We start from the raw sequence: 14,049 nt of genomic DNA on the forward strand, positions 1-14,049 counted from the left end.
AATTCTATTCAGAATGTACTTTACTTCACTACCATTATACCATAGGAAATATCATACATATATCATTAATTCATTGTTCTTGTACAAAAAAACAGAGGGCAGTTGATACTCATATATCAACTACCCTCTGTTGTATAATTGTTTGCTGATTCTTTTCACTTAGAACGCTGGGATAATAGATCCTTTGAATTCTTCTTGAATGAATTTACGTACTGGTTCAGATTGGTAAATGGACAATAATTTTTTATATGTTTCATTATTTACATCTTCTGTGCGAACAGCAATTACATTAGCATATGGAGAATCTGTGCTTTCCACTACAACAGCATCTTTTTGTGGGTTCAAACCTGCTGGAATTGCATAGTTTGTATTCACTGCTGCTACATCAACATCATTTAGGGACCGAGCAATTTGTGCCGCTTCTAATTCACGAATATCAATGTTTTTAGGATTGCTTGTAATATCTGCTACAGAAGATTTTACAGTGCCACCGTCTTTTAATGTAATCAAACCTGCTTGTTGTAATAATAACAAGGCACGACCACCATTGGTAGGATCGTTAGGAATCGCTACAGTAGCGCCATTTGGTACATCTTTCAAATCTTTATATTTGTTAGAGTAAATTGCCATTGGTAACAAAATAGTTTTGCCGATAGATTGAATTTTCAAACCTTTATCTTTTACTATGTTATCCAAGAATGGTTGATGTTGGAAAGAGTTCACATTCAATTCTTTTTGATCTAAGGCAATATTCGGTTGAATATAATCGCTGAACTCAACGATTTCGATATTCAATCCTTGTTTTGCTGCTTCACCTTTTACAAATTCCATAACTTTTGCATGAGGACCTGCTGTTACACCTACTTTAATTGGTGCATCTGCTGCTGGTTTTGCTTCTTCTTTACCGCATCCTGCTAATAGTAGCACTAAAGATGCAATGGCTAATAAACCGACTAAAATACGCTTCATAGTATCTCCTTTATTTTTTATTTACTTTACGGGATAAATAGTCACCTGCACTTTGGATGACTTGTACTAATACAATTAAGATGATGATAGTGGCTAACATCACATCTCCTTGGAAACGTTGGTATCCATAGCGAATCGCAATATCCCCAAGACCGCCACCACCGATAGCACCTGCCATAGCAGAATAGCTAATTAAGTTAACGATTAGGACTGTAATATTATCGATTAATGTTGGTAACGCTTCTGGCAACAACACTTTCCAAATAATCTGCAATGGTGTAGCCCCCATGGATTGAGCTGCCTCGATAACACCGCCATTCACTTCTTTGATCGCTGTTTCTACTAAACGAGCTAAGAATGGGATGGCCGCCAATGTCAGTGGCACACAAGCTGCGGTCGTACCAATGGATGTACCTGCTACTAATCGAGTAAATGGAATGATGGCTACCATTAAAATGATGAACGGAATGGAACGCGTGGCATTTACGATAGCACCTAGCACTTTATTCACCGCTTCATTTTGCATGATATGACCACGGCTGGTGATGACTAAAATTACGCCCAATGGAACCCCTAATAGAACGGCTACCACTGTGGAAATCACCGTCATTTGTACGGTTTCTAAGAAACCTTGCAGCAATAAATTAATGATTTGCTGTGACATAACCGATCACCTCGCTTCCAATTGGTAAATTATGTAAATAGTCGATAGCCGCTTCTGATTTAGCACGCTCCCCTTTTAATTCTACAATCAAATGACCAAAGCTCATATCTTGAATATAATCTACACCGCCAAACAAGATACTTACATCTGTATCAAATTTACGAATAATGCTTGCCACTACAGGTTCATCTGTTACATTGCCTTTGAAAGTCAATCGTACAATCGGATTGGCTCCTTCTACCCAAGTTTCATTCAATGTTAAATGAGCAATGGCATCTTCTGGCAAGTCATGACGGATGATGGCAGACACGAATTCTTTCGTTGTAGCTTGTTTTGGTTCTGTAAATACATCCACTACAGGACCTTCTTCAATAATCGTACCACCTTCAATAACAGCTACACGATCACAAATCTCTTTGATAACATTCATTTCATGAGTAATCAAGACAATGGTCAAGTTTAATCGACGATTGATGTCTTTCAATAATGCCAAAATAGATTTCGTAGTTTGTGGGTCGAGCGCTGATGTAGCTTCGTCGCATAACAACACTTTTGGATTGCTTGCCAAGGCACGAGCAATGCCTACCCGTTGTTTTTGTCCACCGGACAATTGGGATGGATAATTGTCCAATCGGTCCGATAATTTTACGATCTCTAAAATTGGTAAAATACGTTCTCTAATTTCTTCTTTTGACAAGCCTTGCAATTCCAATGGAAATGCTACATTGTCGTACACTGTGCGTGATGAAAGTAAATTAAAATGTTGGAAAATCATACCGATGTGTTTTCGTTCTTCACGAAGTTCGGCTGTGTTCAGCTTCGTCAAATCTACACCGTCCACAATAACGGATCCAGATGTAGGACGTTCCAACATATTGATACAACGAATCAAGGTAGATTTACCGGCCCCAGATTGACCAATAACGCCAAAAATTTCGCCTTCTTCTATAGTTACATTAATTTCTTTCAAGGCTTCCACGCGGACAGCACCTTCATAGACTTTTCGAATCTGTTTAAGTTCTATCATGAAATCCTCTCCTTTTCAAACTAAATAAAAAAGAGCCCTCAGTTACCTAAGAGCTCTCGGGTATGCATAAATTGTACAATGTGAGTAGACAGACTGTCAATAATTCCCACTATACTACTTGCCTATCGTCTTTTATAGCTTAAATCTATAACTCCATATTCAGAGGTGCTTACTCTTTATAACAAACGTGCTCCCGCCTAGGTAGGGGGTCCTATGTTAACTCACTATATACTTATTATATAATGATGAAAGATAGCATTTCCACTAAGTATATCCGTAATCTAAAGCACGTACTCTTACTTAGATTTTAATCACATACTAGCTATTTTGATTTCTGCAAATTAATGCCGCCGCGTTTCGCAATAAAAGCCGCCAAGAAAATACCGCAACTACCTGTAATCAGCTGTGGCCAGCCCATGCTGAACAAGATGCCTTTTTGCATCGCTTCAGGAATGCCCGGCATCAACTGGAATAAAGCCAAGAATAGTCCATAAAGAACTACACTCTTTACAATGGCCCCTGTAATTGCTGTCATCCATACACGTTTTGTTCCTAATACCTTTACAGTAATTGCATATGCCATGCTACCAATAGCCACCACAGGTACAAATAAAGGTATGGTCAACATACCTTGTAAAAATGCCATGAGAGGCGTTACACAAGCTACAACGAATCCACTCCACAAACCATAGCGCCAGGTAGCCAATGCCGTACAAGCACCTACGATGGAGCCTACTAAAAATTGCACTAAACCGTGCATAGGAATAATCATGCGAAGAAATCCTTGGCTTAGCAAAGCAATAGCTAAGAGCAAGGCACTTCCTGTTATCGTTTTGACTGACATTATGCTAACCCTTCTTCCATTAAATGTTGTAATTGTTCAGCTAATACTTTTGCAGCTTTACCTGGTTTACCATCACCTACAGGTTCACGATTCAAGGTGGTAATCGGAATAATGCCACCAATGGTATCGGTGAAGAAGATTTCGTCTGCATCTTTTAGGAAAGCTTCATCAAATTCACGCTCAATAATCGTAATCCCTGCTGTTGGTGCTACACGAGTTACCACTAACTGACGGGTGATACCCTTTAAAATATGATGGTTGGCTGGATGCGTATAACACACACCATCTTTCATCACAAATACATTAGATGTAGCCCCTTCTGTAACAATGCCATCACGCACTAAAATAGCTGTATAAGCACCTTTTTTCTCGGCTTTTGTTTGTGCCAAAATATTAGGAATTAAGTTTAGTGTTTTGATGTCTACACGAGCCCACCGTTCATCAGGCAAGGTAATGGCTTTTACACCTTCTTGCAAGGCCCCTAAATCCGTTGTAATCGGTTTAATAAACATATACATTTGCGGTTCTAATTTAGAACGCTCAAACGCATGATGACGTGGTGTTACCCCACGAGTAATCTGTAAGTAAATATATCCATCAGTAATTTCACTTTGTTCAATCATGATTTCGTGCAACTCTTGCAACTCATCAGGAGGCATGCGCACAGGAATGTCCATTTCACGCATCGAACGATACAAGCGATCTTGATGATAGGAAAAGGCAAAAGCGCGACCATTATACACCCGCACTACCTCGTATACACCATCACCAAAACAATATCCTCTATCATCAAGACTAACCACCTTGGCGCCAGACTCTACCATCTCGCCATTAAAATATGTTAATTCTTTCATAGTAACACCTCATAGTATACATACGAATCAAGTATTATCTTCATTATAGTACAGACAAGTATAAAATTCTATATTTATTTTATCCTAAATCTTTTCTAGAAGCACACATTTTATTCCAAAACAAACTAAATAAAGCACAACTTGTAGATAGCATCACCATATACTTCCATCCTCTGAGAAGCGCAGTTACGAGTAGCAGCCTTGTAGCGTTCCTCATCACCTAAATCATACAAACGCAAGAAGACCGTAACATACCCCTGAACAAACATAACCACTGTATAGTTTGAGAAGGGGTGTGTTACGGTCTTCCATTTACCTTATTTAATTACGAACGCCACAGGCTACATAGCAAAACAAGTGACGATACATTATGAAATACAGTTTGAAAAAGGTATGTCGTGCTCTTCCCTTTGCTTATTAAGTTACAAACGCCACAGGCTGCATAGTGTTACAAGAAATGACTTACTTGCCTAACACATAAGCCCGTACTTGTTTAGGCAATGTTTCTAATCCTTTTGTCACGCCAAAAGACAAGATGACTGCGCTCACATACATAAGCACGACTGTCGTTGTTGTATATCCTAATCCGCCGATTTGCAAAACTTTATCTAACAGAATCAACATAAATGGATGTACCAAATAAATCCCATAGGATGCATTTCCCAATTCTGTCCAAAAGGTTTCCACGATGTCACTCATGGATGACACGGTGAAAGCCCATACAAAAAAGATACATCCCATCCCTGTGTATACCAATCCTTGTGGACTTAGCTGATGCACTGTGTAGATAGCCTCTAATCGAGTATATCCCCACTCTGCCATTACATAGTAATAGGAGCCTAACATAGCCACTAAGGATAAAATAAATCCAACCGTGATGCCGAAACCATGGGAGTCAATCCATTCCAACATCGTATCAAAGCGTTCTGCTAATATTCCACCTAATAGGAAAATCCATATATAAAATCCTACAAAATAATTGAGACGCATGCTAAAGATATACTGCAACCATTCTTGCGAAAATTGTACAGAGCCTGCCATATAAGAGGACCAATAATTCACTGCCATTTGCACAAAAAACAATATAGTCATCAGCACTATGGGAGCTTTCAGTATAGACCGTAGGGCCCATCGCCAAAGTGGCATCAAAGCGTAAAACCAAAGAAGTATGACTAGAAAATACAGGTGATACATACCATTTCCAAAAAGTAGAGTCAACCCTAACACATGTGGCATCAGTCCCCATGCGTTATGAGCTAATACCGCATTGTAGGCCGTATATAGGATAGTCCACACAATATAGGGATAGAGCACCACCTGCGTGCGACGGCGCAAAAAGTCAGAATAAGAAAAATCATCCTCCACCGATGTATGATAGAACAACCCGAAGGCAGACAAGAAGAAAAAGGCAGGCACTGTAAAGCGAGATACAATTTCTAACAGTCCTAATAGATGTATATTAATCGTAGGGTTCGCTAATGCATAGGACCCTACATGGATACCGATCACACCTAACATACATAGTCCCCGCATATAGGTAATGGCCGGTATAGCTGGTTTTCTCATAATTCCTCCAAAAAAGAGGGGCTACGCCCCTCTCTCCTTGTATTGTATTACCTTATTGAGCCTTTTGTTTTGCTTTTGCAGCTGCTGCGTCTGCTTTTGCTTTATTAGCTCTTGCCTCTGCTTCCGCTTTTGCTTTTGCCTCAGCTTCTGCTTTAGCTCTTGCTTCTGCTTCACGGCGTAAACGCAACTCTTTTTGTAACGGAGCTACAGGTTCACGATACACGGTAATATCTGTTTCGAATAATCGTCCCCATGGGAATCGAGCGGATACAGTGCGTGGATCCAACTTTAAATAAGTCGCTGCAAAGTCTTGCACTCGCTCACCCATATAACTTTCCAAAGTTTCATTTAAGGTTCCTGTATATTTCACATTATCTGTACGAATGGAATCTTGCATACGATACACATCTTTACGAATATTTGCTTGGTATGCCCAATTATCCAAATATTGTTGTGTCAACATATTTCGATGACTTTGATCATCCATATGCACTCCTAAAATACCCTGTGCTATGGCATAGCCAATAGTATTACTTGCCGTATTCCATCCATTATAAGCACTAACTTTATACAGTAAATCCCGTTGATACAATCCATAGACCAATGTATTATCCGATCCATTGGAATAGGCAATATCTGCAATACTAACAGGTACTCCTTGATTCATAGCTGCTTGAATATGGTCTAAAAATTCATTGGTACTTCTAGAAATCATAGGGAAGTTTTCAAAAGCTTCTGACTCACCTGTCACTGTACCTAATGGCGTATTTACCGCTAGTAACACAGATGGTTTTCCTTTAGTTTTCATCGTGCCACCTACGGCCACTACATGTTCAGCAATTGTTTTTTCTACTTTTTGGTCCTCATAATGCGGTACTGTCTCACCACCACCACCTAATGGATAAATAACCTCAAATGTCGGCGTCAAGTGATTGCGATCCACATGGTCACGAGCGATTAATAACAATCCTAATTGATCTGCTCCTGGGAAACTACCATATTGCGTAGGGGAAAGTCCTTTACTATATTTTTGTAAATAACGACCTTCCATAGCCGATTGAGATAAACTACTAGTATCGTCATGACCTAATGCAAAATATTTAAATACACCTTTTTTAGTGATATCAATTAATTGACGATTAATTTCCATATTTTTTTGACGACGATGGAACCAGTCCTGTAAAAATTCCACTGGCACCGTAGCTTGCAACATGAACAACTCTTTTTGTTCATCTGCCGTCAATTTTTGACTGTCCAATTTATCTTGTAAAGCAGCAATACGGAAAATAGTCGGACCATATTGATCATAATAGGCTGGCTCCACACCGCCACCACTAGCACGAGGAGAGCGCATCACCGTACCAAATGCATACATTGGTATATTAGGATATTTTTTGTGCAAATCTTCAATATGATGCACTCGATATTCCAAGGTATGTAAATCTAAATTGTGTTTTCTAGAATCTACAAGGCCTCCATAGATTAAAGAGTCTGTACTTAACACAAGCACATCTGCTTTACTAATATTCTCATCAACCCACTTCCAAATGGCTTCTGCATTTCCTTGAAAGTTACGACCTGAAATATAATATTGAGGTGGTGTTAACACCGTATATCCTGCATCTTGAGCCGTAGCCACCGTATAGGCTAAACTCACGGGGCGGTCATCTTGTGGTACATAGAGTACTGTCGTAGCCTCTGCAGTGCTCGCATGGCTCAATACCGCAGTTGCCACCGCTGTAGCCATAATCGCAAACTTATGTCGCCATTGTTGTTTTCTCATGTTTTATATATCTCCTATTTTATAGTATTCTTTGCTTATTATCTTGATTAGTCATATGTAAATTATCGATGAATCCGATCAATACGCGGCAGATTCCAATGATACTCAATGGCTATCATGCGAATGATAAAAACGATAAGGAATGTCACATAGGATGCCACTATTTGATGTCCTATAGCATACACTACGAAGTAGGCAATCCCACCTAATAAAGCTGGCAAGGCATACACTTCTTCTTTCAACACACTCGGCGTGCGATGTGCTAAAATATCTCGGATAATACCGCCACCCACAGCTGTAATTCCACCTAACACAACGGTGAGCACCAAGTTAGTTGGATCTGTAGCTATCCCAATAGTCGCTCCTGTCACTGTAAACGAAGCCAAACCTAAGGCATCTGCTATCAGATACACTTTCGTCGCACCTTTACCTTCAATATAACGATTCCAGCCATAACGATACATGATAAACATGATCCCAACCGTAATTAACGTGATAGAAATATATAAGCCCGTTTGCAAAGATGTGGGCGGTATGCGCCCTACCATAACATCTCGCACAATCCCACCGCCAATAGCAGTTACCAGCGCCAAAATCAGTATACCAAAAATATCCATACGCCGTTGAATCCCCAAAAGTGCGCCAGAAATCGCAAAGGCAATTGTTCCAATAATGTCAAATAATAACCATAAAAAATCCATACAAAGCCTCCTCATACGGAATTATTGTACCATTCTTTTGAGTAAGATACTAGGTGTAAAACAAAGCAAAAAGGACGAATATCCGCATATATTCAAGTATAAAATGTGGTATACTTTATATAACCCTTTATTTAAAGAAAGGGGGGTGAGCCCTAAATGGGTGACTTTAACTTTTTATGTATTGGCGTCTTTCTCGCCCCTGTTCTTCAAGGTATCTTAATCCATATTATTTCATATATGGTGATTGAGTTCTTCAAGAACAGAAAATAAGAAAGCAAAAAGGACGGTTGCACCCGTCCTTTTTTGTTTACCCTATAATGGGGACTATAACTTTTGTTGAGTTAATTATATACCATCTTGCCACAAAATACAATAGATATAACAATAAAAGCGCCTATGCAATGCATAAACGCTTTTAAACCTTGGCGGAGAGAGAGGGATTTGAACCCTCGGTACGGTATCACCGCACACATGATTTCCAATCATGCTCCTTAAGCCGCTCGGACACCTCTCCAAGTGAATACTTAACTATTATAAACTACTAAATATATTCCGTCAAGCACTTTTTTCTCCCCCGTGAGCAACACCATGTCGCGTAGAACGTCCCGTGGCACTGTAATTACCTAAATAGCACAAACACTAGAAAAGCGCCGCATGTTCCAGAGCAAACCTAACCACTGTATCAGTTTGTGGAGGAATGCCATTAGGTGTAGTAGCCTTGTGGCATTTTTTACACCTAAATCACAAAAATGCAAGAAGAGCACGGTGTACCCCCATCCCGTGAGGAACGCCATGTCGCGTAGAACGTTCCGTGGCACTGTAATTACCTAAATAGCACAAACGCTAGAAAAGCGCCGCATGTTCCGGAACAAACCTAACCACTGTATCAGTTTGTGGAGGAATGTGCGGCGATTTTCCCTTACACTAACAATAAAGAGCCACGGACAGAATAGCAACACAAGAGACGATTTAGCGAGGCAAGTACCCCAAATGCTGCAGCAATATTTTCACTCCAATCAGGATCAATATAACGCCCCCAGCCATTTCCGCTCTTTCACGGAATGCTTTCATCATATGGTACCCACTAAATATGCCCACCAGACATACTAAGAAGGTAATCACACCAATGGTAACTGACGTAGTGAGTACATCCGCATGTAATAAGGCAATAGTGACTCCCACTGCCAATGCATCGATACTAGTGGCAATGGACAACGCTAACATTTCTTTCCAATCCACCTTTGTTTTATCTTCTTCCTCATCGTTGAGAGAGGCACGAATCATATTAATACCCAAATAGCCTAAGGTAATAAAAATAACCCAGTGGTCCCACTCATCAAAGTTCTGCGAAAACTGAGCTCCTACGGCTGCCCCTATAATAGGCATCATGCATTGAAAGGCGCCAAATAGAAATGCTAATAATACTTTCTTATAAGTAGGATCATCTTTCATTTGTGATGATTTACAAATAGAAACCGCAAAGGCATCCATAGCAAGACCTATCGATAAAATTAATATTTCAAGGTATGACACAAGTCCCTCCTGCAAATAACAACAAAAGTGCTTGGCAATCCCAAGCACTTTTTCTTAAAAACATTACATTTCATATAGAGAACTGTAATTGTTTTTAGTACTAATTTTATTATTATACATCACCTAAGGCTAATAGGGAATAGGCTTCTAATCCCATTGTGGTATCATTTTCAATCTGTATAGTTCTTTGCAACTCTGTACGTAACGACTCCAATACTTGTTTGGTAAAGAATTGCCCCACATCTGGATGCACCACAATGGATACATCCGTTTTTAATCGACCAAATCGATACAATTCCCGCAGACGTCGTAAGATTTGCAAATACACAGTTTCTCCTTTTAGTACATGTCCAGTACCACCACAACTGGAACAAGTATCAAAGAGGATAGATGGAATACTTTGGCGCTCCCGTTTCCGTGTCAACTCCAACAAACCTAAAGAAGTAATACCACATACCACGGTTTTAATAGGATCCTTTTTCACTAAGTGGTTCATCAACTGTACTAGTTCTTCCATATCCTGTTTAGGCATATCTATAAAATCGCATATGATGATTCCCCCAAGATTTCGCAATCGCAATTGTCTAGCAATCATATGGGCCGCTTCTTGATTCACTCGTTTTGCCACCTGTCCCACTTGTTCATTCTTACCACTGTAATGAGCAGAGTTTACATCAATCACAGTGAGAGCCTCTGTTTGATCAATCTGTAAGGATCCACCAGAGGGTAGATCAATGCGATGATTTAAAAGAGCATCAATTTGTTCTTCAATACCATGTGTTTTAAAAATATCTTCCTTCTGATTCCAAAAGCTGACTTCTACAGGCTTACCAAATCGTCCTGCTCCTAATAATTGTTGCAACTCTTCATAAGCAGCTACATCATCCACCATAATAGAACCTACCGTAGGTCCTACGTAGTCACGAATGACACGATACCATAGGTTGGCATCTCCATAGATTTCCGTTCCATTCTGTGCTACCTTGTAGCGCTTTTGCAAGTGTTCCCAAGTCTGATGTAAATAGGCCATATCACAAGCAATTTCTTCTTCACTAGCACCCATAGCTGCGGTGCGCAAAATAAATCCTACTCCCCGCTCTAAATAAGGTTGTGCCATATCTTTCAAAGACTGACGCAACTCTGGGTCTGTAATCTTTTTAGAAATATGAATCTGTTGATCTTGTGGCAATAATACCATGTAGTGACCAGCCAAACTAACATCAGTAGTAACACGAGCGCTTTTTCCCAGCATGGCGTCCTTCACAACTTGAACTAATAAGACTTCCCCTACATGTACTTTTTTCTGTTTCCCTTGTTCTTGTAGGTTTAGGTACACATTTTGACCGATGCCAATGTCGAGGAAAGCTGCACTCATGCCAGGTAGAACATTTTTCACTACCCCTTTATACATATGATTTACGCGATTCGATAGCTGTGGTCGTTCATATATAATTTGTTGTAAATCCCCTGTCTCATCCACAATGGCAAGACGGGTTTCCTCTTTCATCACATTGGCATATAATCGATTCATAGTCTCTCCTTATTCCACTTCTAGAGGCGTAATACAAGCCCCATCCGTTTCAATCAAAATCGCTTCACGGTGAATAGAATAACTATCTGTTACGGGCCAACCGTATTGCTCTTTGCCCAATTTCCACATATCCCCTGGCTTCATAGTCCCTTCTGGATATACGCCAATAGCCATACGAATTGTAACCATATCTCCGTCTACCGTTGCTACCAAGGGTTCTTTAATGAAATGTTTCACATCAATCATTCTTGTTTTCTTCGGTGTTACTTTTTCATATAATACTTCGTCTGCACTATTAAAAGGTTCCAGCAACTGTTCCCAATTTGCGCGTTCTACGGCCGGGCCTGTCACCTCATAGACAGCATAATTGCATATGGCCATCATTTTTTTCACTTTATCCGGCATGAATCGTCCATCCAACACTTCTAAGCCTTTTGGCGCTGATTGTGAAAGTCGGCTCATCAATTCTTCTAATGACCCTTCTTCTAACACATCCATATCACAATATTCAGCACTAGCCGTAATACCCAAGGCAAGGGCAGAGGAAAAACTAATCTTCATATGTGGATTAAATCCCTCAGAATAAGCCATTTTAATCCCACTACGACGAATCATACGCTCTATGGCGGAGGCATAATCTAAATGGGATAAAAAGCGAAGTTCTTCTCCCTTATGTAAGGCCAAACGTAACTTTCTCAACACGTCCACCCTCCTTATAATCAATAATTGGTGTGCCTAGCTCTGGACAAGCATTACAGCCATTACATGGCTTACGACGGCAATCCCACGTCAACATGCCTTCTACAGCACGCTCCCATTCACGTTGTAAAAAGGCTTTACTTACGGTGTCATCAATATGTTCCCAAGGCAATGCCTCTTCAAAGCTACGGTCACGGCGAGCATAATAATCTGGATCAATATTCGTATCTTTGAAAGCCTGCATCCAGGTATCGTATTTAAAATACTCTGTCCAGCCATCAAATTTACAGCCATGTTTCCATGCCTCTATGACGGATGGCGCTAATCGTCTATCTCCACGAGCAAAGATAGCCTCTAAATACCCTGTATGTCCATCATGATAATGATAGGAAATATTCCGATTGTTGATAAGAGATTTTAAATATCTCTGTTTACGATGAATCTCCTCTACATCTTGTTGACCATACCATTGGTAAGGGGAGTGTGTTTTCGGTACGAAGAAAGAACAACTCACTGTCACCTTGCCATTGCGTTTGCCTGTAATATCTCGGTGCAAATCTAATACTTTATAAGCTAAGTCAGCAATGCCTGCTACGTCTTCATCGGTTTCCGTCGGTAAGCCCATCATAAAGTATAATTTCACTGTGTTCCAACCAGATTTGAAAGCATTTTCACAAGCTGCCATCAAATCTTCTTCACTAACACCTTTGTTAATCACATCACGCATACGCTGAGAGCCTGCTTCTGGAGCAAAGGTTAAGCCACTTTTACGCACTTGCTGCACTTTTTTTGCAATATCAATAGAAAATGCGTCAATACGCAAAGATGGTAGACTAACACTGACTTGTTTATCTTTAAATTCTTCCATCAGCATATCTACTAATTCTGGCAATTTAGAATAATCTGCAGAACTTAGAGACATTAAAGAAATTTCATTATATCCGGTATTGGCAATAATATCCTTTGCCATTTGTAATAACCGTTCCGGCGTTCTTTCACGAACAGGACGATATAACATACCAGCTTGGCAGAAACGACAGCCTCGCAAACAACCACGGAATAATTCTAATACAGCCCGATCATGGACTACGTCTAAATATGGCACAATAGGTGCTGTCGGATAATAGGAGTGTTCCACATCTTCTACGATACGTTTTTTTACAACTGCCGGCGCTTCCTCTGCCAAAATTTTTAATCCTTTAAAATGACCGTCCTCTGTGTATTCTGGCTCATATAAAGCAGGTACATAGGTCCCTTCAATTAAGGCTGCTTTGCGCAAGAATGCCTCTTTACCGCCTGGAAAACCTTTCGCTTTTTCTGTTTTAAATAGTTCTACAAATTCCACAAGCCATTCTTCCGATTCACCGATAGACACGATGTCAAAAAAATCTGCAATAGGCTCAATATTATATACACAAGGTCCCCCTGCTAATAGCAATGGGAAAGACATATCTCGATCTTTGCTATAGAAAGGGATCTCTGCCATATCCAGCATATTCAAGATGTTGGTATAGCTCATTTCATATTGCAATGTAAATCCCAATAGATCAAATTCGCGAATTGGTGTTTTGGTTTCCAAAGAAAATAAAGGAATCTTACGGTCTCGCATTTCTTTTTCCATATCGTGCCAAGGCGCAAAGACACGCTCAGCCACCACATCTTGACGTTCATTTAACAAACCATATAAAATTTTTATTCCTAAATGGCTCATACTTACTTCATATACATCAGGAAATGCCAAGGCCATTGTCACATCCACTGTACTGTGGTCTTTTACAATGCTATTCCATTCCCCGCCGGTATAACGAGCCGGTTTTTCCACATGTTGTAACCATGATGGATCTAAGTGAATCATACAACCTCACTAGAGGCACAAGC

At 40.0% G+C, this 14,049-nt stretch carries 12 protein-coding genes and 1 tRNA gene; all 13 read right to left on the reverse strand.

Annotated elements, in window-relative coordinates; genetic code table 11:
- Positions 1-159: 159 nt before the first annotated feature.
- Positions 160-969 (reverse strand): MetQ/NlpA family ABC transporter substrate-binding protein, encoded by an 810-nt coding sequence (locus EO112_RS02900; protein ID WP_127162834.1) that lies wholly within the window; start codon positions 967-969, stop codon positions 160-162.
- Positions 970-979: 10 nt separating this feature from the next.
- A complete protein-coding gene (locus EO112_RS02905) occupies positions 980-1,633 on the reverse strand; it encodes a methionine ABC transporter permease (RefSeq protein WP_127162836.1) in 654 nt (217 codons plus the stop codon).
- The gene (locus EO112_RS02910) at positions 1,614-2,660 is read right to left on the reverse strand and encodes a methionine ABC transporter ATP-binding protein (protein WP_127162839.1); all 1,047 of its coding nucleotides are present in this window, start codon (positions 2,658-2,660) and stop codon (positions 1,614-1,616) included. The genes EO112_RS02905 and EO112_RS02910 overlap by 20 nt, the downstream gene beginning before the upstream one ends.
- Before the next feature lie 322 nt (positions 2,661-2,982).
- Positions 2,983-3,504, reverse strand: coding sequence for an ECF transporter S component (locus tag EO112_RS02915; protein ID WP_127162841.1), 522 nt, complete (start codon positions 3,502-3,504; stop codon positions 2,983-2,985).
- Positions 3,504-4,358, reverse strand: a complete 855-nt coding sequence (gene dat / locus EO112_RS02920; RefSeq protein WP_009352893.1) for a D-amino-acid transaminase — start codon at positions 4,356-4,358, stop codon at positions 3,504-3,506. Before dat ends, EO112_RS02915 begins: the two co-directional genes overlap by 1 nt.
- A 462-nt stretch (positions 4,359-4,820) precedes the next feature.
- Complete coding sequence (locus tag EO112_RS02925; RefSeq protein ID WP_126940532.1) at positions 4,821-5,924, reverse strand: acyltransferase; 1,104 nt, start codon at positions 5,922-5,924, stop codon at positions 4,821-4,823.
- Positions 5,925-5,976: 52 nt separating this feature from the next.
- Positions 5,977-7,707: a DUF4127 family protein gene (locus EO112_RS02930; RefSeq protein ID WP_206168565.1), complete on the reverse strand. Its 1,731-nt coding sequence runs from the start codon at positions 7,705-7,707 to the stop codon at positions 5,977-5,979.
- A gap of 62 nt (positions 7,708-7,769) precedes the next feature.
- The gene (locus EO112_RS02935; RefSeq protein WP_009352969.1) at positions 7,770-8,408 is read right to left on the reverse strand and encodes a trimeric intracellular cation channel family protein; all 639 of its coding nucleotides are present in this window, start codon (positions 8,406-8,408) and stop codon (positions 7,770-7,772) included.
- Positions 8,409-8,831: 423 nt separating this feature from the next.
- Positions 8,832-8,922, reverse strand: a tRNA-Ser gene (locus EO112_RS02940).
- 455 nt (positions 8,923-9,377) lie between these two features.
- The gene (locus EO112_RS02945; RefSeq protein ID WP_127162843.1) at positions 9,378-9,941 is read right to left on the reverse strand and encodes a manganese efflux pump MntP family protein; all 564 of its coding nucleotides are present in this window, start codon (positions 9,939-9,941) and stop codon (positions 9,378-9,380) included.
- A 112-nt stretch (positions 9,942-10,053) separates the two neighbouring features.
- Positions 10,054-11,472 carry an Rne/Rng family ribonuclease gene (locus tag EO112_RS02950; protein ID WP_127162845.1) on the reverse strand — a complete coding sequence of 473 codons (1,419 nt, stop codon included), beginning with the start codon at positions 11,470-11,472 and terminating at the stop codon, positions 10,054-10,056.
- Between the two features lie 9 nt (positions 11,473-11,481).
- On the reverse strand, positions 11,482-12,171 hold the full coding sequence (locus EO112_RS02955; protein ID WP_127163023.1) for a TIGR03936 family radical SAM-associated protein: 690 nt from the start codon (positions 12,169-12,171) through the stop codon (positions 11,482-11,484).
- Positions 12,143-14,026: a TIGR03960 family B12-binding radical SAM protein gene (locus EO112_RS02960; protein WP_127162847.1), complete on the reverse strand. Its 1,884-nt coding sequence runs from the start codon at positions 14,024-14,026 to the stop codon at positions 12,143-12,145. The genes EO112_RS02955 and EO112_RS02960 overlap by 29 nt, the downstream gene beginning before the upstream one ends.
- Positions 14,027-14,049: the final 23 nt, after the last annotated feature.

The sequence above is a fragment of the Veillonella sp. VA141 genome (genome assembly GCF_003992175.1).
GTDB lineage: Bacteria > Bacillota > Negativicutes > Veillonellales > Veillonellaceae > F0422.